Genomic DNA, 23,056 nt, shown 5'->3' with positions numbered 1-23,056 from the left:
AGCGCATTGCTAAGCCAATTCCGAAGGAATGTGAAACATTTCCCGCATTCAGGACACGTCGCCGTGAGACCCTTGCAGCAAATCTTGTCGTTTGATGAAAGTACGCTCATCTGAATGACAACGGACAGGAGGAACCCCAATGGCTCAACTCAAGAAAATACTGCTTGTCGACGATGACGAAGACCTGCGCGAGGCGCTGAGCGAGCAGTTGGTCATGACCGAGGAGTTCGACGTGTTCGAAGCCGAAAACGGTCAGGGCGCGATGGAGCGGGCCAAGGAGGCCCTGTACGATCTGATCATCCTGGATGTTGGGCTGCCCGATACCGATGGGCGGGAGTTGTGCCGCCTGATGCGCAAGCAGGGTGTGAAGTCTCCGATTCTGATGCTTACGGGACACGACACCGATGCTGACACCATTTTGGGTCTGGATGCTGGTGCCAATGATTACGTTTCAAAACCATTCAAGTTTCCGGTTTTGTTGGCCCGTATCCGTGCGCAGTTGCGCCAGCACGAACAATCCGAAGACGCGGTATTTGCCCTGGGTCCCTATACGTTCAAACCGGCAATGAAACTGTTGATCACCGAAGATGACCGCAAGATTCGGTTGACCGAGAAAGAGACAAATATTCTCAAATTTCTCTATCGGTCGAACGATGGGGTGGTTGCCCGTGACGTTCTGCTGCACGAGGTTTGGGGGTATAATGCCGGGGTAACGACACATACGTTAGAAACCCATATTTATCGCCTGCGCCAGAAGATAGAACCAGATCCGTCGAATGCGCGCCTTTTGGTGACGGAATCAGGCGGGTATCGTCTGGTCGCGTGATGTAAATCTGTTGATACAGATCAAAGAGGTTCCTGAGTGGCATCTTTAATCTGACCCTATCCCGCGCATATCCGGGTTATGATATGCACCTCCCTGTTGGACTTGGCCGGGCCTGGTGCCCGGTCTTTTTTTCCTGGGGCTGCCGGAAAACGGTTCTGGTATCTGCTGTCTCCCCCCGATAACCTGCGCCAGTCATTCATCCCTGCGCGAGCGTTATCATGTCCTTTTCCCTGGCAACCTGGAATATCAATTCGGTTCGTCTGCGCGAACCTATCGTCCTGAAATTGCTGCAAGAAGAGGCACCCGATGTCTTGTGTCTGCAAGAAATCAAAAGCCCCGCAGACAAGGTGCCAACCCAAGGGTTCGCGGATCTGGGGTATACTCACATGGTCGTGCGGGGGCAGAAAGGTTATAATGGCGTGGCGATCCTGTCCAAGCTGCCGATCCGGGATGTCGGAGACAAGGACTTTGCCAGCCTGGGCCATGCACGTCATGTTGCTGCGCAATTGGAAAACGGAACAACAATCCACAATTTCTATGTTCCGGCAGGCGGTGATGTGCCGGAACGCGAAGTGAATGAAAAATTTGGTCAAAAGCTCGATTATCTCACTGAAATGCGCGATTGGTTCCGTTCGGAAAAACCGGAAAAATCCATTCTGGTGGGGGATCTGAACATTGCTCCTCGCGAGGATGACGTGTGGTCCCACAAAAAGCTGCTCAAAGTCGTGTCGCACACTCCGATCGAAGTCGAGCATCTGGCTGAAACTCAGGACGCTGGCGGTTGGGTCGACGTCACCCGTCAGGATATTCCCGAAGGTGAGTTGTACAGCTGGTGGTCCTATCGGGCCAAGGATTGGGATGCCGCCGACAAGGGGCGTCGATTGGACCACGTCTGGGCCACGAGCGACATTTCCAACGCGGGGCATTCCAGTCGTGTCTTGCGCGCGGCGCGGGGGTGGGAAAAACCCAGCGACCATGCGCCGGTTTTTGCCACCTTTGATCTCTAGACGTGTGCGCATGGCCGGTGTCCGAACTGGAAGCCTGGGTCAGGTAGGCGGGATTTCCCGGCCTCTAATTCGCAATGCCCCCTTGGTTTTCCGGTTGATAGCTTTCATATAGGGGCCAAATCCCAAGCGGAGAAAATGGCTATGATGGATATTCTGAGCGGTGCGGGCGCGGCCCCGGCCGATGACCTGATCAAGGATGTAAGTGAAGCCACCTTCATGCAGGATGTGGTCGAAGCGTCGATGAATGCGCCAGTGATCGTCGATTTCTGGGCCCCCTGGTGTGGCCCTTGCAAGACATTGGGCCCCGCACTGGAGGCTGCCGTGACCAAGGCCAAGGGCGCGGTCACCATGGCCAAGGTCAACGTCGATGAAAATCAGGGCATTGCCGGACAGATGCGGGTTCAGTCCATTCCGACGGTCTACGCATTCTATCAGGGGCAGCCGATTGATGGCTTTCAGGGCGCTGTCGCGCCCAGCGAGATTGACGCTTTTGTTGCCCGCGTCGTCGAACAGGGGGGCGGCGAAGCTGATGGTGGTCTGGGTGACGCATTGGAAGCCGCCGAGCAGATGCTGACCGAAGGGGCTGTGGCAGATGCGGCGCAGACTTTTGCTGCCATTCTGGGCGAGGATGCGAACAATGCCGCCGCCTTTGGCGGTCTGGCACGGGCTCATGTTGCGCTCGAAGATCTGGATCAGGCCGAAGCCATTTTGAACGGTGCTCCTGCAGAAATTTCCGACGCGCCTGAAATCGAAGCGGTCAGAGCCCAGATCGAATTGGCACGTCAGGCTGAAAATGCGGGTCCCGTGGCCGAATTGCGCAGCGCAGTCGATGCCAATCCTGATGATCATCAGGCCCGGTTTGATTTGGCGCAAGCGCTGTTTGCCGCTGGTGAAACCGAAGAGGCCGTCACTGAATTGTTGGAATTGTTTCGTCGGGATCGTGAATGGAACGACGGCGCGGCCAAGGCGCAATTGTTCACCATTTTCGACGCGCTCAAGCCAAATGACCCGGTGGTTTTGAACGGCCGACGCAAGCTCAGTTCTTTGATATTTGCTTAAACGTTTCTCAGAGCTACAATCATCTCAATGATCAAAGCTGCTGACCTGCCGGACACGCTGGCCGTGTTCCCTCTGCCCGGGGCGCTTTTGCTGCCCCGCGCACGCCTGCCACTGCATATATTTGAACCGCGATATCTGCAAATGCTCGAAGATGCGTTCAAGACGTCGCATCGTCTGATCGGCATGATTCAACCCTGCCCGTCTCCCTCATCCGAAGACGCCTTGCATTCAATCGGGTGCGCCGGGCGGGTGACTCAGTTTTCCGAAACCGAAGACGGGCGTTACCTGATCACGCTGACAGGGATTTCACGCTTCCGCATCCAACAGGAAACCAACGGTTTTGCTCCTTATCGACGGTGCCAGGTCGGTTGGTCCGGTTTCGACCGGGATCTTGGGCGAGCCGAGCATGATGACAGGTTCCGTCGAAATGGGTTCATGAGCCTGCTGAACCGATACTTCAACGCGCGTCAGTTGGACGTGGATTGGGATACGCTCAAGGATGCGGATGATGAACTGTTGATCAATTCGTTGTCCATGCTGCTGGATTTTGAACCCGAAGACAAACAGGCCCTGCTCGAGGCCCCCTGCCTCGCAACGCGGCGCGAAACCCTTGTGACATTGATTGAATTCGCCCTACGCGGCGGATCAAATGAGGAAATTCTGCAATGACAGAACAGACGATTGTGTTTGACCGCCGGATGTTGGAGGCGTTGGTGTGCCCGCAGACGCAGACCACGCTGACTTATGATGCAGATCGGCAGGAGCTGATTTCCAAGTCCGCAAACCTGGCCTTTCCGATCCGCAACGGCATTCCGATCATGTTGGTGGACGAGGCACGTACCCTGGATTGAGCTGCGCCACCTTAGATCGGTTTGCCCTGCAACAGGCGCGGCATGTCGCCGGTCAGCCCCGCGGCTTCACGCACGAATCCGCGGCGCAGTCCCGGGAGTGATCCGACAATTCCCATGCCAATATCACGGCCCAGCCTCAGCAACGGGTTATCATTGGAAAATAGCCGATTAAAGGCATCGGTTGCCGCTGCCAATGCGGCAGTGTCAAACCGGCGCCACTGTTGATACCGCCCCAAGACCAGAGACGACCCAAAGTCTTCACCCCGTCGGGTTGCTTCGGTCAGGACTTCGGCCAATGCGGCCACGTCGCGCAGGCCCGCGTTCAGGCCCTGCCCGGCGATCGGGTGCATCCCATGGGCTGCATCTCCGACCAGCGCCATCCGATCACCGATAAAGCTGTTGGCGATGGTCAAATTCAGCGGATACGTAAATCGTTTGCCCGCCAAAGAGATTTCCCCCAGAAAATCCCCAAACCGAGGGCGTAGGGCGTCCAGGTATCCGGCGTCATCCAACGCATGGATGGCGTGGGCAGTTTCGGTCCGTTCGCTCCACACGATCGAGCACCGATTGCCCGGTAGGGGCAGAATTGCCAGCGGCCCCGGTGGCATAAAGAACTGATGGGCCACGCCTCCATGCGGTTTCTCGTGGTCAATGGCGCAAACCAATGCGGTCTGTCCGTACTCCCATCCGGTCCGTTTGATCCCTGCGCGTTCGGCGGTGCCGCTCTTGCGTCCGTCGGACCCAATCAGAACACGTCCGCGCAGGGTGCCTCCATTGGCAAGCGTGACAGTGACACCGGTCGGATCCACGTCCTGAGCCACCACCCGAGTATCGGGCATTACAGTGATGCGTGGCTCGGCCTCCATTGCCGCCCCAAAGGCGCGGCGTAAAAAACGGTCCTCGACCATGTAGCCCATCGGGCCCTCTTCGATTTCGGCATGGTCAAAATGCATGAAAAACGGGGATGGCCCCTGACCCACGGTGCCATCCGTAACCTTGATTTCCAGCATTGGTTGGGCGTGATCCGCTACGTTCTCCCACACGCCGATTTGAGCCAACAAACGTTGTGAGGCCAGCGCCAGCGCATAGCCACGCCCGTCGAAATCCTCGGCTTGCGACGCGCCGGGGGGGAGCGCATCAATCACAGTCACAGAATGCCCGGTCTGGGCCATGGCCAGGGCCAACGCCGGGCCGTTCAGCCCACCGCCGACGATCAGGATGTCGGATGTGTTTTTCATGCCCTGCAATATGCGCGTGTCTTCGGGATTGTCCATGGGCCTTGGGGTCGCTACCGTCACGAAAACCAAACATAGGGGAGCGTTCACAAATGGATCACTGGTTGAACATGACAGCAGCTGATTTGGGGCGTGGGATTGCTGCGGGCGAGATTGACCCGGTTGATCTGACCCGAACCTATCTGGATGCCATCGATGCCCACCCTATGCGGGACCGGATCTATACGGTTGTTACCCATGACCGCGCCATGGCCGAGGCCCGCGCCGCGTCGGAACGCGCCAAGCTGGGCCTGCGTCTGTCGCCGCTGGACGGGGTGCCGATCAGTTGGAAAGACCTGTTCGACAGTGCCGGCGTGGCCACTGAATCTGGCTCGGACCTGTTGAAGGGGCGGGTGCCTGATCACGACGCCCTGGTGTTGCGGACGGCAACCCAGATGGGCCTGGTTTGTCTGGGTAAAACACATATGAGCGAATTGGCCTTTTCCGGGCTGGGCCTGAACCCGGTGAAACAGACACCGCCCTGTATCAATGATTCCGAAGCTGCTCCGGGAGGATCATCATCAGGGGCAGGGGCCTCGGTTGCCTTTAACCTCGCGGCCTGTGGAATCGGATCTGACACCGGTGGATCGGTGCGGATCCCGTCGGCCTGGAATGATCTGGTGGGCCTAAAGACCACTGCCGGGCGGATCAGCCTCGAAGGGGTTGTGCCGCTGTGTTTGAAATTCGACACTGTCGGGCCGCTGGCCCGCTCGGTCGAAGATGCAGCGCTGATGCTAGGGGCGCTTGAGGGGCATGAGGGCCCTGATCTGCGCGGGGCATCCCTGCAGGGCAAGCGGTTTGCCAGCCTTCAGACCGTGGCGCTAGACGATGTACGAGACATCCCGCAACAGGCGCATGACGCTGCGCTACAGCGGTTGCAGGACGCCGGAGCCGAGATTGTGCCGCTTGAGGTGCCAGAATTGGCAGAGGCAATGGAATTGTCGCCAATTCTGTTCACCTCTGAGGCCTATGGCCTGTGGAAGGACGCGGTCGAAGCGGCCCCTCATCTGATGTTTGATCGTATTCTGGAGCGCTTTCGCTCTGGTGCCCAGTTCACAGCGGCCGACTATGTCGCCGCCTGGGCCAGACTGGAACGTTGTCGGGGAGCCTGGGACCGGGCGGTGGCCGGGTTTGACGGTGTTCTACTTCCAACAGCACCGATCCTGCCGCCCAATGTGGAACGGTTGCTGACGGATGACGCGTATTACGTGACTGAGAACCTTTTGGCCCTGCGCAATACACGTATTGGCAACCTGATGGGTGTCTGCGGGCTGAGCCTGCCGACAGGGACGCCGAGCTGCGGATTGCAGATCCTGTGCCCGCCCGACACCGAAGAAGCGCTGTTGCGTGTGGGCGTCGCTGTCGAGAAGGCATTGGCCTGAAAGCCACATTTCGCATCCGGGGCGATCTCGCTACTGGACGCACACCGGGGGGATCTGTAATCTGGCTGCAAACGGGGCGACAAACGACCCCGACCTTGAGGCAGTAACACGATGGATTTCCCCGAGCGGTTTTCGAACCTACCGGCTTATGCATTCCCGCGTTTGCGCGCGCTTTTGGATCACCATGCCCCTGGCGGGGACGTGGTTCATATGACGATTGGCGAGCCGAAACACGATTTTCCGTCCTGGGTGACGGACGAAATCGTTGCGCATGCAGGCCTGTTCCGGTCGTATCCTCAAAACGAAGGTACAGATGCGTTGCGCGGTGCGATCTCCGGTTGGATCAATCGCCGTTATGGCGTGTCTATGGACCCCGACACCCAGATCATGGCGCTGAATGGCACCCGCGAAGGGTTGTATAATGCGGCCATGGCGCTGTGCCCGGAAACAAAAAACGGGCAACAGCCGGTCATCCTGACGCCGAATCCATTTTACCAGGTTTACATGGTGGCGGCTTTGTCCGTTGGGGCTGAACCGGTTTTTGTGTCCGCCACGGCCGCCACTGGACACTTGCCGGATTACGCCAGCCTCCCCGCCGAGGTGCTGAACCGCACGACCATCGCCTATATTTGTTCTCCGGCGAATCCACAGGGCGCAGTTGCCACGCGAGAGTACTGGGTCGAACTGATCCAACTGGCCGAGCAATATGATTTCCGCATCTTTGCGGATGAATGCTATTCCGAGATCTATCGCGATTCCGCCCCCATTGGTGTGCTGAGCGTCGCACAGGAAATTGGCGCAGACGTCGAGCGGATCATTCTGTTCAACTCCTTGTCCAAACGTTCGAATTTGGCCGGGCTGCGATCGGGGTTCATTGCGGGTGGCCCCGAAACGATCAAACATGCCAAACAGCTACGGTCCTATTCCGGCGCGCCGCTGCCGGGGCCATTACAGGCCGCCGCCGCCCGTGTGTGGGCGGATGAAGAACACGTTGTTGAAAATCGTCGCCTCTATCAGGAAAAATACACCATCGCTGATGACGTGCTGGGTAGCGTACAGGGATATATGAGCCCAGAGGCTGGCTTTTTCCTGTGGCTGCCCGTGGATAACGGCGAAGAGGCTGCGTTGAAACTGTGGCGGGAAACCGGAGTGCGGGTGTTGCCGGGGGCCTATCTGGCCCAGGGCGACGCCGGGCAAAATCCGGGAGAAACATATGTTCGGGTCGCTTTGGTTGCCCCGAAAGAAGACACAGGCAAAGCGCTGATCACCTTGCGCGACTGTTTGTACGGATAACGCATAACGAACGTGGCCCCTGGTCGGGAGTAACCCACCGGGCAAGCCACGCAACAAGATAAAAACCGAGGGTAGGCATGGCATTTCAGACACGCAGCCGAGATCCGTTGTTGGACAGCAACATGCAGGCCGCGATCGAAAGACGCGGCAAGGAACTGGTCGGGATCTGTTTGATCCTGTTGGGGCTGGCAACGGCTGCGATGGTTGGATCCTACACACCGGAAGATCCCAACTGGATCGTTTCGACCGATGCGCCAGTGCAGAACTGGATGGGGTCAATTGGTGCAGCAATTGCCGCGCCGATGTTCATGATCGTCGGCTGGGGCAGTTGGGCAATTGCATTGATCCTGATTGTCTGGGGAGCGCGGTTTGCTCTACATTGGGGCGAAGAGCGTGCGGTTGCGCGCCTGATTTTTGCACCCATCGTTGTGGTCGTTTGTTCGATCTACGCGGCCACTCTGCTACCTGGTGACAGCTGGCGTGCGACACACAGCTTTGGTCTGGGTGGGTTGTTCGGCGATACGGTCATGGGGGCATTGTTGACCCTGTTGCCGATTGGGTCGCATTTCGCGGTCAAACTGATGTCGTTGGTTATGGCGCTGGGCATGATTGCGCTGGGTACTTACGTGTTGGGATTTACCCGTCCCGAACTGAAACGGGTGGCGCGGTTCCTGATTGTTGGCGTGATCATGGCCTATGGCAGCCTGTTGACCCTGGTGGGGCGTGGGGCCGTAACGGGCGTGCAAGCCGCCCAAAGTTACCGGGCCAAACGGGCGGAGCGTGTCGTCACACGAAAACAGGCCATGACCGAGGATACTGGATTTGCAGAGCCCGATCCGATCCTGTTCGAAGAGCCTGCGCAGGTGCCTGACCTGCAAGAAGAACCGATGCCAGCAGAACGCGGCGGATTTCTCAAGCGGATGCCCGGTTTGATCCGCAGGGCCGATCCGGCCCCCGAAGTCATGCCGGAACCCGAGCTGGTTGAACCTATGGCTGTGGCGGATGTCGAGATGTTGCCCGGAGACGACCGGATTCGGGCCAAGATTGCCAGCGTTGTACGATCGCGCCAACAAGAGCACCTACCTCCGGAGCCGGATCCGAACCGCCCCTTGACCAAGGGCCGCGGACGTGGTCCGGATCCATTGTTGCTGAACCCTGCTCCCCGTCAGGCTGACCTGCCACCCGAACCTCCGGTCACGGTGCAACAGGCACATTTGCCGCCTGAGCCGCCGATGTTTGCGGCCGGGTCGCAACCTCAGCCACAACAGCAACCGGTCGAGACGCCTGTCATAGCAGAAACCCATGCCAGCTTTGAACCGGAGACCATGGATCAGGGAGCTTATGCAGTCGACAGTTTTGACGCAGCCCCGGTCGCTGTTGACCCTTTGCCACTGGAGCAGCCCACTCCTGTTCAACCGCGTATTCCCGTCGCTACACCGCGCAAGGCCGTTGTGGAACAGCCGACGCGCAAACAGCCGGCTCCGTCGCGCCGGGCCAAGGCCGAAGCCGAGCCCAAATTGGCGTTCGAAGACAAGGATGTCGAATTTGAACTGCCACCGCTTAGCCTGTTGACCAGCCCGACCAGCATTCAGCGCCATCACCTGAGCGATGAAGCGTTGGAAGAAAATGCACGGATGCTGGAACATGTTTTGGACGATTACGGCGTCAAGGGCGAGATCGTCAGTGTCCGGCCAGGTCCAGTTGTGACCATGTACGAACTGGAACCCGCGCCGGGTCTCAAGGCGTCTCGTGTTATCGGTTTGGCCGATGACATTGCGCGATCGATGTCGGCATTGTCGGCACGTGTGTCGACGGTTCCGGGTCGCTCGGTCATTGGGATCGAATTGCCCAATGAGAACCGCGAAAAGGTTGTGCTGCGCGAAATCCTGGCATCCCGTGACTTTGGCGATAGCAACATGAGCCTACCGTTGGCGCTGGGCAAGGATATTGGCGGTGATTCCGTTGTCGCCAATCTGGCCAAGATGCCCCACCTGCTGATCGCGGGGACCACGGGGTCCGGCAAGTCGGTGGCGATCAACACCATGATCTTGTCGTTGCTGTACAAGCTGACGCCGGAACAGTGCCGTTTGATCATGATCGACCCCAAAATGCTGGAATTGTCCGTCTATGACGGCATCCCGCATCTGCTGTCTCCGGTTGTGACTGACCCCAAAAAGGCGGTTGTTGCGCTAAAGTGGACCGTCGGCGAGATGGAAGACCGGTATCGCAAGATGTCCAAGATGGGTGTGCGCAATATCGAAGGCTACAATGGGCGCGTTCGCGAGGCGTTGAGCAAGGGGGAAATGTTCAGCCGAACTGTCCAGACCGGATTTGATGACGAAACCGGCGAACCAGTGTTCGAAACCGAAGAGTTTGCACCCGAGGCGATGCCCTTTATTGTCGTGATCGTCGATGAGATGGCCGACCTGATGATGGTTGCCGGCAAAGAAATCGAAGCCTGTATCCAGCGTCTGGCACAGATGGCGCGGGCATCAGGCATCCATCTGATCATGGCGACACAGCGTCCCTCAGTGGATGTGATTACCGGCACGATCAAGGCGAACTTCCCGACCCGGATCTCGTTCCAGGTCACGTCCAAGATCGACAGCCGTACCATTCTGGGTGAAATGGGTGCCGAACAGCTATTGGGCATGGGCGACATGCTTTATATGGCTGGTGGGGCCAAGATCACCCGCTGTCACGGCCCGTTCGTGTCGGACGAAGAGGTCGAGGAGATCGTCAATCATCTCAAAGCCTTTGGCCCACCAGAGTACATGAGCAATGTTCTCGAAGGACCAGACGAAGACAAAGCCGACAATATCGACGCGGTTCTGGGCCTGTCGACTGGTGGCAATACCGATGGCGAAGATGCTCTGTACGACACCGCTGTGCAGATCGTCATCAAGGATCGCAAATGTTCGACCTCCTACATCCAGCGGAAACTTGCCATTGGGTATAACAAAGCCGCGAGGCTGGTCGAGCAGATGGAAGACGAAGGTCTTGTTTCTCCAGCAAATCACGTCGGGAAACGGGAAATTCTGGTGCCGGAACAACAGTGATCGACATCTTCACAACAGCGCATCAGGGCTTATGTAGGCAGGTATGAAACAATTTGCACTTGCCCTGATGTTGTCCGCCGCAGCGCCTGCTGCCTGGGCGGCAGAACGATTGTCGCTGAACCAGGTTTCGGCCTATCTGAACGATTTATCCACGGCCAAAGCCAAGTTCACCCAGATCAGCGACGACGGGTCCCTGGCAACCGGGCAGCTATATCTGCATCGTCCGGGCCGTGCTCGGTTTGAATATAACCCACCCAATGGTGGCACGGTGATCGCCGGGGGTGGGGCTGTGGTGATACACGACCCCAAATCCAACCAGCCACCGGAAACATATCCGCTTAGGCGGACACCTTTGTCAGTGATCCTGGACCGCCATGTTGATCTGGGGCGCGCCAATATGGTGGTCGGGCATGGATTTGACGGCACAGTGACAGTGGTGCGGGCGCAGGACCCTAAGAACCCTGAATACGGAAGCATCGAAATGATGTTCACCGATAACCCTGTCGAGCTGCGCAAGTGGGTCATTCATGATGGGGCAGGGGGGCAGACAACTGTCATCCTGGGGGACCTGGCCACCGGTGTCAGCCTAAGTTCGAGTTTGTTTACCCCGGGGGCGGGTACAAGAAATCGCTGAGCGTGGCGAGGGTGTTCTCCCTCGCCGGTGCAGCTGTTATGGATCAGAGCCGCAGTTTGCGACAGTTGGCCAGCTGACTTTGATACATACGCGAGCGGGCTTCGACATTTGACGAGATCCGCAACAGCCAGCTTTTTGATTTGTAGGATCCTCGGGCGTATCCTGTGTGACCTTCGTGGTAGGCCAGATATTGGTTGCGCGCATCTGTTAACCGAATGCCGTTTCGATTGTAGCTTTCGGTGGCGTACCAGCCAATGAAATCGGCGGCATCCTTGATCCGGTCCCGTTTTGCGCTGCGGCGTCCCGTTTCATTCTTGTACTGTTTCCATGTGCCATCGATGGCTTGGGAATACCCATAGGCGCTGCTTTGCCGCCCCATCGGAATCACTCCCAACACATAGCGGAAGGGAGTGCGGGCGTCGGCACGAAAGCGGCTTTCGTGGTAGATGATCGACATTTGTACATGGACCGGAACACCCCATTTGCGCTGCGTCGACTTGAACGCCTTGCGAAATTCCGGACGCTGAGCCAGGATGCTGCACGCGTTGTCCAGGTTGCGCGGAGGCGACTTGTACCCACCGCCACAAGACGCCAATAGCAACACCGCTAACATGGCGGTAATAATTCTGCTCATCTGCCTCTGCCTTTTTTGGCAATGTTAACCTATTTGGCAGGGTGATGAAATCACATTTGCGGGTGGTTACAATAGCAGCCCCAACAATACTGGCAACGAGGTCACAGACATCAGGGTCGATACCACGACCATTCCCGCAACAGATTCGGCATCCGCTCCATATTTCTCGGCCAGAAGATAGGATGTAACGGCGACCGGTGTGGCCAGTTCCAGTACCAGAACCCCCATAGCGGTCGGTCCTAAATCAAACATCCACCCAACGCCCCAGCCAATTAGGGCGCAAACGACAATTTTCATCGCCGAGAGCCAAAACGCCTGAATGATCTTGCTCGGCGTTAGCCGCGCGACCGCGACACCCAAAGTGAGAAGCATGAGTGGAATCGCCATCTGGCCAATCAGATCCATCGTATTGGTCAGAAATTTGGGTGTCTCCCACCCTTGCCACAGGAAAACAGCTCCGGCCAGAGTCGCCCAAACCATCGGTTCCTTGACAATCTTGAGCGCAGAACCACGCCCAGCGACCAGATAGATCCCATAGGTAAATGAATAGACAACTGACAGCGCCAGCATGACGATGGCATATCCCAGCCCTTCGGTCCCAAAGGCAAACAGACACAAAGGCAGGCCAAGGTTCCCGGTGTTGCTAAAAATCAGCGGCGACAGAAACGTTCGCCGTTCCAGGCGCAGTATTCTGACGATCACGATGAACACCACGGTCAAGGCGCCGTATCCGGCGAGCCCGGCCAATGCGAACCGCCCCAATGCAGCGCGATCAATTTCGGTTTGCATCAAAGCGACGAAGATCAGGCAAGGAACCGCCAATGTCATCGCCAGACGGGTGACAAATTGCAATCTGTATTCAAATCCCAGCTTTACCCAAGTAAAGCCGATACCAGCCAACAGGAAAACTGGGGCGACAATTTCAAGTACTGTTAAGACAAGGTTCACAGTCTGTTTCCTCAAAAAACCGCGCAAGTGTTGGACAAAACTTATGGTTACCGGGTACTAATGAAGAATAGGGGCTGCAAGACAATGCTGAGAACGCGCGCAAAATATCATCTGGGACAAGTGGTTCGCCACAAGAAACACCCGTTCCGTGGTGTGGTTTTCGATGTGGATCCGGAATTTTCCAACACCGAAGAATGGTATCAGGCGATTCCCGAAGACAGCCGTCCAATCAAGGAACAGCCGTTCTATCATCTATTGGCCGAAAATGACCAAAGCTATTATGTGGCTTATGTTTCCGAGCAGAATCTGGTGGCAGACTATTCGGGAGAGCCTGTGGATCACCCGGATATCCCTGACATGTTTGGGCCGTTTTCGGACGGAACCTATCCGCTTCATTTTCACTTGAACTGAATGTCGCCAAGGCGAGGCCGACACGGGCATGTGGCTAGTGGTGTGCATTGCGTGTCCCTGCCCGTTCAAGCGATCTGGTGAACAGCAGTTTTATGACCTTCTGTGGTGTGGCTGGAGACGGCTGACGGTCTGACCCGGGGCCTGAAGTGTCGGCACACAAGCCCGTGTGCGCATCTGTCAAAGACTGCAACGCCCGAGTCCCAACAACAACCAGTGTGAATCTTGACTGCCGTGTGTCCGCTGTCCGCAGTGTTTTGGGCTGACTGTCGGAGCTTCCTCACATAACAGCCGAGTCCTGATGATATCCAGGAGACTTTGACCATCATGCGATGTCAAAATGGAAATGTTTGAATGTTGGGAGAAATCCTCGGTGCCACGAACTGGGTGGGGGCTATGAACCGCAGCACCGAGGGAAGCTTTGTGCAGCTACAAGACATATATGTCCTTGCTTTCGGGCCTCAGTTTGCTCGGATTGGGGCAGTTTTGTGTCACGTTGCACATCAGGATACATTCTAACCCAACACAGGCACTCCGCCCGGGCAAGGTATGCCAAAGGCGAACCGGTTACTTTTGGGGCAGGATTAGACGTATCTGAAGGAGGCAATTGTTGCGGGGAGCCAATCAGCTCGCTTCGGCATCAAATGCAAGTGTCAGGATATTGTTGTCGCCTTTGCGGTCATAGCTGATCGACTGGGTCAACGTGCGGAGCAAGAACCACCCAAACCCACCTTCAGGAAGATCGCCAAACCCGACATTAAGATCGACAGGGTTGCCAGGTGGCAGTTCGTCCGTGCCAAATGCGCTCCCGGAATCTGTTATTCGCATTGTTAACCCGGTCTCCTTCATTTCACATGCGATCTCGATATTGCCCCGAGGCATATCAACATACGCATGTTCAACGATGTTATTCACCGCTTCGGCCAAGGCGATCTGAACAGTGCCAGTCCAATCCTCGGTTGCACCTGTTTGCCGTAACCTGGCAACGATGAATTCCATTCCGTCTCGGGCGTCCAATTCGGTCGCCCGAAAAGAGTGTTTGAAAGTTTCCGCCATATTTACTGCACTCATAGCTCGGCTGATGTCGGATTCGGGGGTTATTCGGTGTTGGCCGCCTTGGCGTCGTCCAGAGACGGAAACAGGTTAAACACCGTGTCCATTCGAGTCAGGCGAAAAACCTTGTCGACAGTGGGGGTCAGGCCGGCCAAATCCAGGTTTCGCCCCTGGCCCATCTGCTTCATTGCGGCGACGATCGCGCCCAAACCGCTGGAATCAATAAAGTTCACCGATGACAAATCCAGGATGACCCGATCTGGCCCGCCTTCGGTTTCGGAGCGCATATCTTCCTTGAATTGGATGGCAATCGCCGCATCAATGCGATTTGCGTTGACTGTGACAATACGTGCACTGTCCGTTACGGTACTGGTAAGGCTCATTTTTCTTTCCCCGTGCGATATTAACTTCGACATGAGGGTAGACGGCAATTCTTACCATTCGGTATTCAATGGCCAAGCTTTGGAGGGAAGAGAATGAAAGAAGTCGTCATCGCAGGTGCAGCCCGGACGCCCATGGGTGGATTTCAGGGCATGTATGATGGTGTGACCGCTGCCGATTTGGGCGGCACCGCAATCAAGGCCGCGCTGGAGAACGCAAAGACCGAAACCGTGGACGAAGTTCTGATGGGCTGTGTGTTGCCCGCAGGGTTGGGACAGGCGCCCGCACGCCAGGCCGGTTTTGCCGGTGGCCTGGGCGAGGACGTTCCGGCCACGACACTGAACAAGATGTGTGGTTCAGGGATGAAGGCGGCGATGATGGCCTTTGACCAGATTGCTTTGGGTCACGCCGATACGATGATCGCGGGGGGCATGGAAAGCATGACCAACGCACCCTATATCCTGCCCAAGATGCGCAATGGTGCACGGATCGGTCACGGGCAAGTGGTTGATCACATGTTTCTGGACGGGCTCGAAGATGCCTATGACAAAGGCCGCCTGATGGGCACCTTTGCGGAAGATTGCGCGGAACATTACCAGTTTACACGCGAAGCCCAGGATGAGTATGCGCTGAAATCCTTGTCCAACGCGCTGGACGCCCAGAAAACCGGCGCTTTTGAAGGTGAGATTGCGGCGGTTACCGTCAAGACCCGCAAGGGTGATGTGACAACCGACACTGACGAGCAACCGCAAAGCGCCCGGCCCGACAAGATTCCAACCCTGAAACCCGCCTTTCGTAAGGACGGTACCGTGACAGCGGCCAATGCGTCTTCGATTTCCGATGGTGCTGCGGCCCTGGTGTTGGCATCGGCCGACGCAGCCGAGGCGCAGGGGCTGACAGTCCGCGCGCGGGTTCTGGGGCACGCAAGCCACGCTCAGGCACCGGGTTGGTTCACGACGGCCCCGGTCCCGGCGGCGAAAAAGCTGCTGGATCGTCTGGGGTGGTCCGTCGAAGATGTGGATCTGTGGGAAGTTAACGAAGCCTTTGCAGTTGTCCCAATGGCCTTCATGCATGAAATGGGCATCTCGCGCGACAAGGTCAACGTAAATGGTGGTGCTTGCGCGTTGGGCCATCCAATTGGGGCTTCGGGTGCGCGGATCATGGTAACCTTGCTGAATGCGCTGGAAAAACGTGGCCTGAAACGTGGTGTTGCCGCGATTTGTATCGGTGGCGGTGAAGGCACAGCGATCGCAATCGAACGGGTCTGATCCGACCTTCCTCTTGCAACCAGTATCTTCGGGGGTGAATTGCCCCCGGAGGATCATCAAGGGGGCAGACGGCCCCTTATTTCTGCCTCAAGGGAACAGTCATGACCGTAGATTACACCTCCTTGACCAAAATCATCGCGTCCTTGTGCGAGGGGGAGACCGACGAGGTTGCGCTGATGGCGACTGTGGTATGCGAGTTGCATCACAGCGATGATCGGTTCGATTGGACCGGGTTTTACCGCGTCACTGAACCCGACATGCTGAAGATCGGCCCCTATCAGGGTGGGCATGGATGCCTGAAAATCCCCTTTGCGCGTGGGGTCTGCGGGGCCGCTGCGCGCACAGGCACAGTGCAGTTGGTTGCGGATGTCGACGCTTTTCCCGGCCATATCGCCTGTGCCAGCTCTACCCGGTCGGAATTGGTATTGCCAGTTTGGAACGGAGCGGGGCGGCTGTTGGGGGTTCTGGACATCGACAGTGACCAGCCGGGCGCTTTTGCCAAATCAGATGCGGATGCCTTGGCTGTGATTCTGAAACAGACCTTTGCCAACGTTGCCTGAGCGACAGTAACGAACAGGGGGCGTTGCCCCCTCGCCCGGACAGATCCGGGCTCACCCCCAAGGTATTTTTGACCAGAAAGAAGCACATAGACCGCTGTCGAGGGGGTGGTGGCGGCAGATTTCATTGTATCGTGAAAAAGTCCTTGGTTTTTTCACGATAATGGCGCATCGTGAAAAACGGAATGAAATTTTCACGAGGCAGATGCTTTGAATGATCAGACTCCCCGCAGTGCATCGCTTGGCGCAGATATTCGGGCGCTGCGCAAGGCGCGCGGCATGACATTGGCCGAGATCGCTGGACGTCTGGAGCGATCCGTCGGTTGGTTCAGTCAGGTTGAACGGGATCTGTCCGACCCGTCAATTTCCGACCTGCGCAAGATTGCGGGATGTCTGGGTGTGCCTATGTCGATGCTGTTTGCGCATGCAGCTGCTCCGGCCAGTGAGCAGGGGTATATCGTGCGGGCCGGGGCGCGTCGGCCCATGGGCTCGGGTGAAGAAGGGTTGATTGAAGAGCTGTTGTCCCCCGATCTGACCGATGACTTTGAGATGGTGCATTCCACATTCGCGCCGAAATCGCGGATGCAGGAACCGGCGGACCGCCCGACACAGGAAGTTGGCTATGTGATTTCTGGTCAGTTGGATCTGATGATTGGAGGCAACAGTTTTTCGGTCGGTCCCGGCGATAGTTTTCGGATCAAGCATGAACCCTATCAATGGGCGAACCCGCATGACGACCCGGCAGTGGTGATCTGGGTCATCGCGCCGCCGGTGTATTAAGCGATGAGCTGGGAGGCCTGGACCATATTCGCGGTGTTCTGGGTGGTGTTTGTGACCACGCCGGGGCCGAATGCGGTGAATTGCATTTCTAATGGCATGAGCCTGCCGTTTGCAAAGGCGTTGCTGGGCGTGGCGGCAATCCTGACACAGGCGACCGCATTTCTGATCCTGTCAGCGCTGGGCGTCACCGCCCTGATCGCGGCCTCTCCAACGGCATTTTTCATTGCAAAGATGATCGGGGCCGGGTTCCTGATTTTTCTGGGTGTGCGCGGTTGGATCAATGCAAGGACGCCGGTCAAGCCCGAAGGACGGCCAGCCCGCCATGTCTACGCGCATGCGCTGGCCATCGCGACCATCAACCCCAAAAGCGTTGCAGGCTATCTGGCGGCCTTTTCGCAGTTCGTGCAGCCGGATGTGCCGATTTGGAGCCAGATGTCAGTGATAATGCCCACCGCGCTGATCATCACAGCGCTGAGCTACACGGGGTTCACGCTGTTGGGTGCGGTTTTGAGCAAAGCAGCGCTGCGTGCCGTGTTCAATGTCTGGGTCCGACGGACCATGGCCGTGTGTTTCATTATCTATGGTGTGTTGTTGGGGGCCAGCTCCACGCCTCAATTGGAGGTAACGCGATGATCAAGGGATCCTGCCTGTGTGGCGATATCGCTTTTGAAACCGCGGCAGAGCCGCAAGGTGCTTCGATGTGCCATTGCGGCCAATGCCGAAAACAATCCGGTGGGATCTGGTCCTCGGCCTATGTGCCTGAGAAGGACCTGACCATCACCGGCCCGGTCAGCTGGTTTGCCTCTAGTGAGTCGGCCAAACGCGGTGTCTGCCCGCGCTGCGGCTCTTTCCTGTTCTGGAAGGCCAATGACGAAGACACCATCAGCTTTTCGCTTGGATCAATTGACGGCCCCACCGGCCTGACCCTGACCAAGCACATCTTTGTCGCCGACAAGGGCGACTATTACGAACTTGCGGACGGCGTGCCGCAAAAGGACTGAAGACTTAGGGAGCAAACATGTCTGATTTTCCAACAAAGGCCCGTGTGGTCATCATCGGTGGCGGCGTCATCGGCGCGTCAACGCTCTATCATCTGGGCAAGAAAGGTTGGACCGATTGTGTCCTGCTGGAAAAAAACGAACTGACTGCTGGGTCCACATGGCACGCGGCCGGGAACGTACCAACGTTTTCGACGTCCTGGGCGATCATGAACATGCAGCGGTATTCGACCGAGCTGTATTCGCGCCTGGGTGAGGAAGTTGATTACCCGATGAACTACCACCAGACCGGGTCAATCCGTCTGGGCCATTCCAAAGAACGGTTGCAGGAGTTCGAGCGCGCCTGTGCCATGGGCCGCTATCAGGGCATCGAGATGGAGATGTGGACGCCGGAACAGGCCAAGGAAAAATACCCGTTCCTGGAAACCCACGATCTGGAAGGGGTTCTGTGGGATCCGTCGGACGGCGACATTGATCCGGCACAGGTGACCCAGGCGCTGGCCAAGGGTGCGCGCGATATGGGGCAAAAAATCGTGCGGTTCTGCCCGGCAACCGGTGTGACCCAAAAGGAAGACGACACCTGGATCGTGCACACCGACAAGGGTGATATCGAATGTGACTATGTGGTCAATGCCGCCGGGTATTATGCCCAGCGCGTCGGTGAATGGTTCCTGCCTTATGGTGGTCGTACCGTGCCGATGATGGTCATGTCGCACCAGTATTTGCTTACCGAACAGATCCCCGAGGTTGAAGCCTGGTCCAAGGAACACGGCGGCAAGCTGCCGCTGATCCGCGACGTGGATATCTCCTATTACCTGCGTCAGGAAAAGAACGGCTATAACCTCGGCCCCTACGAGCCGAACTGTAAAGGTCACTGGATGACCGAGGACGACCAGATGCCCGAAGACTTCAGCTTTCAGCTGTGGCAGGACGATCTGGACCGGATCGAAGACATCGTGACTGATGCGATGGAGCGGGTGCCGCTGATGCAGACGTCAGGTGTCAGCAGCGTCATCAACGGTCCGATCCCCTATGCGCCGGATGGTCTGCCGTTGGTTGGCCCGATGCCTGGCGTCAAGAACGCATTCGAGGCCTGTGTGTTCACCTTTGGCATCGCCCAGGGCGGCGGCGCTGGCAAGGTCATGGCCGAATGGATCGTCGATGGGTCCACCGAATGGGATATGTGGGCGATCGACCCGCGCCGTTACACCGATTACACCGATCAGGATTATTGTGATCAGAAGGGTCTGGAAGTTTATGGCAACGAATACGCCATGCATTTCCCGCACCACGAATGGCCCGCAGCGCGCGACAAGAAACTGTCGCCGGTCCATGCCAAGGTCAAGGAACTGGGCGGTGTCATGGGGGCCTATAACGGTTGGGAACGAGCCAACTGGTTTGCTCAGGACGGCGATGACACGTCGCTGGAAGCGACCCACACCTGGGGTCGCTCCGGCCCATGGGAGCAGCGCATCAAGGAAGAATGCGAAGCGGTGCGTGACACTGTTGGCGTGCTCGACCTGCCAGGGTTCTCACGTTTCAACCTCGAAGGAGAGGGTGCTGCAGAATTCCTGCGGGGTATGGTCACGGGTGGTCTGCCCAAAGTGGGTCGGATGAATCTGGTTTATTTCTCGGATGACCGGGGCCGGATCCTGACAGAGATGTCCTGTATTCGTCACGGCGAAGATCATTTCACCATGATCACCGCCGGTGGCGCACAATGGCATGATTTCGAGATTCTGAGAAACGCTCTGCCTGCCGGGGTGTCGTTGACCGATCACACCACCGAATTTGGCACCATGATCGTGACCGGCCCGAAATCGCGTGACTTGATCGCGTCGATTTCGGATGCGGATCTGACGCTGGGATGGCTGACACATCAAAAGGCGACAGTTGCGGGTAAACCTGCGTTTTTGGCGCGGGTGTCCTTTGCGGGTGAACTGGGGTGGGAGGTGCATTGCGCCAATGCAGATCAGGCAGCGATTTATGATGCTGTTCTGGCTGGCGGTGCCAAGCCATTTGGTATGTATGCCCTGAACTCTCTGCGTCTGGAAAAAGGCTACCGTGCGTGGAAGGGCGATCTGTCGACCGACTACTCGCTGCTCGAAGGCGGATTGGAGCGTTTTGTCAAACTCGACAAACCCCAGGATTTCCCGGGCAAAGCCGCAATCCAGAGCGAAAAGCAGCAGGGAGTTAAGAAGTCCTTTGTCACTCTGACGGTTGAAGCTGGCGGCGCTGATGCGCCCTATATGTCCTGTATCTGGAGCGGAGACGAGATCGTTGGTGAAACCACCAGCGGCGGCTGGGGCTATCGCGTCGGGTCGTCGATCGCGCTGGGCATGGTGCGCGCCGAACTGGCGGTGCCGGGCACCGAGCTGGAGGTCGAGATCTATGGCGAAAAGTGTCGCGCGGTGGTTCAAAAGGACGAACCGCTCTGGGATCCCGCAAACGAGCGTCTACGCGCCTGATCAGCTGGTCGCTGAGCCATGCGGAACCGGAAAGGAAACCTGGAGTATTGGAGTGTACTCCAGGTGCCTGCTTTCCTGAACTGCGTGGGGCAGATACACTGACTGGAGGAAAATGCGTCTGCGCCGCTCGTTTGGGTCGGGGCAGACGGTTGCCAAACTGGTGGAGTCCGTGTGATCCCTCTGGGCCTGCCAACAGACCCAGACAGCCACCGAATGCAGGAGATCGGCATGACAGATATTACGTTGCTCGACGGTTCCATAGGCCAGGAATTGGTCAAACGGGCGGGGAATCGCCCGACGCCTTTATGGTCTACATCTGTTATGCTGGAGCGCCCGGAATTGGTGCGTGCGGTACACGGGGACTACTTTGCATCCGGTGCGACGGTTGCGACAACCAATACATACGCCGTCCATCGGGATCGACTGCCGCATGGAAATCTCGAGGACAAATTCGAAGACCTGATCAACACGGCGCTGACCGAGGCAGAAGCCGCACGAGATCAGGCCGCAGGAGGTCAGATCGCGGCCTCCCTCGGGCCGCTTGGGGCCTCATATCGGCCAGACATCTGTCCACCACCGGCCGAGGCGGCGCTGCAATATGCTGAGTTGGTCGCGTTGATGCAGGACCGGGTGGATCTGTTCCTGATTGAAACTGCATGTTCTGTGGCGCAGGCCCAAGGGGCGCTGTTGGGAACATATGGAACCATCAAACCAGTGTGGTTGGCAGTAACGGTCAAGGATGATGATGGGACCTGTTTGCGTTCGGGTGAACCAGTCGGAGCGTTGCGTGAGATCATCGAAACCTATCAACCGGCTGCCATTCTGGTGAATTGTTCGCGCCCCGAGGCCATCGGCGCGGCGTTGGACACGATCAAGGGCTTTGGAAAACCCTTTGGTGCCTATGCCAATGGATTTACCCGGATCTCGGAGGCCTTTCTGGGGGATGCGCCAACCGTTGATGCATTGGAGGCACGGGTGGATCTGACACCCGACGCGTATTCCGATATTGCAATGAGCTGGGTCTCACAAGGGGCAACGATCATTGGCGGCTGCTGTGAAGTGGGTCCCGCCCATATTGCAGACTTGGCAATGCGATTGCAGGCCGACGGGCATCAGATCGTCTGAGGAAAACACCAATGGGTATGCATCAAGGACAGCAAAAAGACGATGCAGACCACAAGGTCTGGCATTTTGACATCGTGGTGTCGGACGGTTTTGTCCTTATCGAAGTCGCGGCCATCACCGATTTGCTGCGTATCGCCAACCGAACCATGGCCCGTGCGCCGTTCAAATGGACCTTTCGATCTGCCAAGGGGGGGCGGGTTGCATCGTACAGTGGCCCGCTGGTCGAGACCGAACCATTCATCCAGAAACCCGAGGCCGATTTTGCCTTTGTGATTGGCAACTCGAACCCTGATACTCCGGCCCTCTCGCTGACGCAGACGATCAGCGCCTATACATATCGCGGGGCCAAGGTCTATTTATTGGCCGAAGCCGCCAGTCGGTACATCCGTGATCTGGGGCCCGAAGCCGAAGGCCATACGACCCATTGGGAGAATTCGATATTTCTTAGGGAACGGTTGGGCATGTTCGATGCAGGACATGCGCTGGCATCCGAAACCGGACCCATTATTACCTGCGCGGGTATGGGGGCGACGATCGATGTGGTTCTGGCGTTGATTGGGCGGTTGACGTCATCGGCCACGCAAATGACGGCGGCCAATGTCATGTTGCATGAAAACATCCGCGATTTCGGATCGCTGCAACCGTTTTCCGGTGTCAAACCTACGATCACCGGGGACAGCGATCTGGATCACTGCATCCGCATTATGCAGGACAACATGGAAGAGCCGGTGCCGATCAATGAGATTGTGGATATGTTGGGGATTTCCACCCGATCCCTGGAACGGAAATTCAAAACGTTTCTAAGGGCGACGCCAAATACGTTCTACCGGGAAATGCGTCTAAGTAAGGCCAATAATCTGTTGTTGAACACCACGCTCAGCGTTCGTGAAATTGGTCTGGCTTGCGGTTTTCCCAGCGGCTTCTCGGGCCTCTACAAAAGCTTTTTTGGCGTCACGCCCTTTACCGTACGAAAAAGTCGCCGTGCCGGAGCAAGTGGAGAATAGCACCGAAAGGCTGGCGTTTTTGATGCATTTCCTGTCGCCTGTTTGTG

The 23,056-nt window shown here is 57.2% G+C and carries 23 protein-coding genes; 18 read left to right on the top strand and 5 right to left on the bottom strand.

Going from position 1 to position 23,056, the window contains the following annotated elements; translation table 11 throughout:
• Positions 1-139: 139 nt before the first annotated feature.
• The 5 genes from QEZ52_RS19910 (at position 140) to QEZ52_RS19890 (ending at position 3,743) form a co-directional block, all read left to right on the top strand.
• Positions 140-826: a response regulator transcription factor gene (locus QEZ52_RS19910; RefSeq protein WP_406646488.1), complete on the top strand. Its 687-nt coding sequence runs from the start codon at positions 140-142 to the stop codon at positions 824-826.
• Between the two features lie 218 nt (positions 827-1,044).
• Positions 1,045-1,833, top strand: a complete 789-nt coding sequence (locus QEZ52_RS19905) for an exodeoxyribonuclease III (protein ID WP_406646486.1) — start codon at positions 1,045-1,047, stop codon at positions 1,831-1,833.
• Positions 1,834-1,974: 141 nt separating this feature from the next.
• The gene (locus tag QEZ52_RS19900; RefSeq protein ID WP_406646484.1) at positions 1,975-2,892 is read left to right on the top strand and encodes a tetratricopeptide repeat protein; all 918 of its coding nucleotides are present in this window, start codon (positions 1,975-1,977) and stop codon (positions 2,890-2,892) included.
• 27 nt (positions 2,893-2,919) lie between these two features.
• On the top strand, positions 2,920-3,561 hold the full coding sequence (locus tag QEZ52_RS19895; protein WP_406646482.1) for an LON peptidase substrate-binding domain-containing protein: 642 nt from the start codon (positions 2,920-2,922) through the stop codon (positions 3,559-3,561).
• Entirely contained in the window at positions 3,558-3,743 is a 186-nt protein-coding gene (locus QEZ52_RS19890) for a Trm112 family protein (RefSeq protein ID WP_406646480.1), read from the top strand. Before QEZ52_RS19895 ends, QEZ52_RS19890 begins: the two co-directional genes overlap by 4 nt.
• An 11-nt stretch (positions 3,744-3,754) precedes the next feature.
• Here the strand turns inward: QEZ52_RS19890 and QEZ52_RS19885 are convergent, their stop codons facing one another.
• Positions 3,755-4,981: an FAD-dependent monooxygenase gene (locus tag QEZ52_RS19885; RefSeq protein ID WP_406646478.1), complete on the bottom strand. Its 1,227-nt coding sequence runs from the start codon at positions 4,979-4,981 to the stop codon at positions 3,755-3,757.
• Positions 4,982-5,070: 89 nt separating this feature from the next.
• Between QEZ52_RS19885 and QEZ52_RS19880 the strand changes: the two genes are divergently transcribed.
• From QEZ52_RS19880 to QEZ52_RS19865, 4 genes are all read left to right on the top strand, one after another.
• Positions 5,071-6,399, top strand: a complete 1,329-nt coding sequence (locus QEZ52_RS19880) for an amidase (RefSeq protein ID WP_406646475.1) — start codon at positions 5,071-5,073, stop codon at positions 6,397-6,399.
• A 111-nt stretch (positions 6,400-6,510) separates the two neighbouring features.
• A complete protein-coding gene (locus QEZ52_RS19875; protein ID WP_406646473.1) occupies positions 6,511-7,692 on the top strand; it encodes an aminotransferase class I/II-fold pyridoxal phosphate-dependent enzyme in 1,182 nt (393 codons plus the stop codon).
• 77 nt (positions 7,693-7,769) lie between these two features.
• A complete protein-coding gene (locus QEZ52_RS19870) occupies positions 7,770-10,751 on the top strand; it encodes a DNA translocase FtsK 4TM domain-containing protein (RefSeq protein ID WP_406646471.1) in 2,982 nt (993 codons plus the stop codon).
• A 43-nt stretch (positions 10,752-10,794) separates the two neighbouring features.
• Positions 10,795-11,385, top strand: a complete 591-nt coding sequence (locus QEZ52_RS19865; protein ID WP_406646469.1) for a LolA family protein — start codon at positions 10,795-10,797, stop codon at positions 11,383-11,385.
• A 43-nt stretch (positions 11,386-11,428) separates the two neighbouring features.
• Here QEZ52_RS19865 and QEZ52_RS19860 read toward each other — a convergent pair whose 3' ends face one another.
• Both QEZ52_RS19860 and QEZ52_RS19855 read right to left on the bottom strand, forming a co-directional pair.
• Positions 11,429-12,019 (bottom strand): lytic transglycosylase, encoded by a 591-nt coding sequence (locus QEZ52_RS19860; RefSeq protein ID WP_406646467.1) that lies wholly within the window; start codon positions 12,017-12,019, stop codon positions 11,429-11,431.
• A gap of 66 nt (positions 12,020-12,085) precedes the next feature.
• Positions 12,086-12,967, bottom strand: coding sequence for an AEC family transporter (locus QEZ52_RS19855; RefSeq protein WP_406646465.1), 882 nt, complete (start codon positions 12,965-12,967; stop codon positions 12,086-12,088).
• A gap of 84 nt (positions 12,968-13,051) precedes the next feature.
• Between QEZ52_RS19855 and hspQ the strand changes: the two genes are divergently transcribed.
• A complete protein-coding gene (gene hspQ, locus QEZ52_RS19850; protein WP_406646463.1) occupies positions 13,052-13,378 on the top strand; it encodes a heat shock protein HspQ in 327 nt (108 codons plus the stop codon).
• Positions 13,379-13,999: 621 nt separating this feature from the next.
• On the opposite strand, the gene QEZ52_RS19845 is transcribed toward hspQ, so the two are convergent.
• A complete protein-coding gene (locus QEZ52_RS19845; protein ID WP_406646461.1) occupies positions 14,000-14,431 on the bottom strand; it encodes an ATP-binding protein in 432 nt (143 codons plus the stop codon).
• A 41-nt stretch (positions 14,432-14,472) separates the two neighbouring features.
• Entirely contained in the window at positions 14,473-14,811 is a 339-nt protein-coding gene (locus tag QEZ52_RS19840; RefSeq protein ID WP_406646459.1) for an STAS domain-containing protein, read from the bottom strand.
• Between the two features lie 93 nt (positions 14,812-14,904).
• Here QEZ52_RS19840 and QEZ52_RS19835 point away from each other — a divergent pair, with 93 nt between their 5' ends.
• The 8 genes from QEZ52_RS19835 (at position 14,905) to QEZ52_RS19800 (ending at position 23,009) form a co-directional block, all read left to right on the top strand.
• Positions 14,905-16,077 (top strand): thiolase family protein, encoded by a 1,173-nt coding sequence (locus QEZ52_RS19835; RefSeq protein WP_406646457.1) that lies wholly within the window; start codon positions 14,905-14,907, stop codon positions 16,075-16,077.
• A gap of 101 nt (positions 16,078-16,178) precedes the next feature.
• Positions 16,179-16,637, top strand: coding sequence for a GAF domain-containing protein (locus QEZ52_RS19830; protein ID WP_406646455.1), 459 nt, complete (start codon positions 16,179-16,181; stop codon positions 16,635-16,637).
• 207 nt (positions 16,638-16,844) lie between these two features.
• Positions 16,845-17,414, top strand: a complete 570-nt coding sequence (locus tag QEZ52_RS19825; RefSeq protein ID WP_406646452.1) for a helix-turn-helix domain-containing protein — start codon at positions 16,845-16,847, stop codon at positions 17,412-17,414.
• A 3-nt stretch (positions 17,415-17,417) separates the two neighbouring features.
• The gene (locus QEZ52_RS19820) at positions 17,418-18,047 is read left to right on the top strand and encodes a LysE family translocator (RefSeq protein WP_406646449.1); all 630 of its coding nucleotides are present in this window, start codon (positions 17,418-17,420) and stop codon (positions 18,045-18,047) included.
• The gene (locus tag QEZ52_RS19815) at positions 18,044-18,415 is read left to right on the top strand and encodes a GFA family protein (RefSeq protein WP_406646447.1); all 372 of its coding nucleotides are present in this window, start codon (positions 18,044-18,046) and stop codon (positions 18,413-18,415) included. The genes QEZ52_RS19820 and QEZ52_RS19815 overlap by 4 nt, the downstream gene beginning before the upstream one ends.
• Positions 18,416-18,432: 17 nt before the next feature.
• A complete protein-coding gene (locus QEZ52_RS19810; RefSeq protein WP_406646446.1) occupies positions 18,433-20,880 on the top strand; it encodes an FAD-dependent oxidoreductase in 2,448 nt (815 codons plus the stop codon).
• Positions 20,881-21,108: 228 nt separating this feature from the next.
• Complete coding sequence (locus QEZ52_RS19805) at positions 21,109-22,005, top strand: homocysteine S-methyltransferase family protein (protein ID WP_406646444.1); 897 nt, start codon at positions 21,109-21,111, stop codon at positions 22,003-22,005.
• A gap of 11 nt (positions 22,006-22,016) precedes the next feature.
• Positions 22,017-23,009, top strand: a complete 993-nt coding sequence (locus tag QEZ52_RS19800) for a GlxA family transcriptional regulator (protein ID WP_406646442.1) — start codon at positions 22,017-22,019, stop codon at positions 23,007-23,009.
• Positions 23,010-23,056 lie beyond the last annotated feature (47 nt).

Origin of the sequence: Aliisedimentitalea scapharcae, assembly GCF_045277565.1 — a bacterium.
GTDB classification, from domain to species: domain Bacteria; phylum Pseudomonadota; class Alphaproteobacteria; order Rhodobacterales; family Rhodobacteraceae; genus Aliisedimentitalea; species Aliisedimentitalea scapharcae.
Note: the sequence above shows the minus strand (reverse complement) of the source record. Positions and strands in the feature narration are given on the sequence as shown.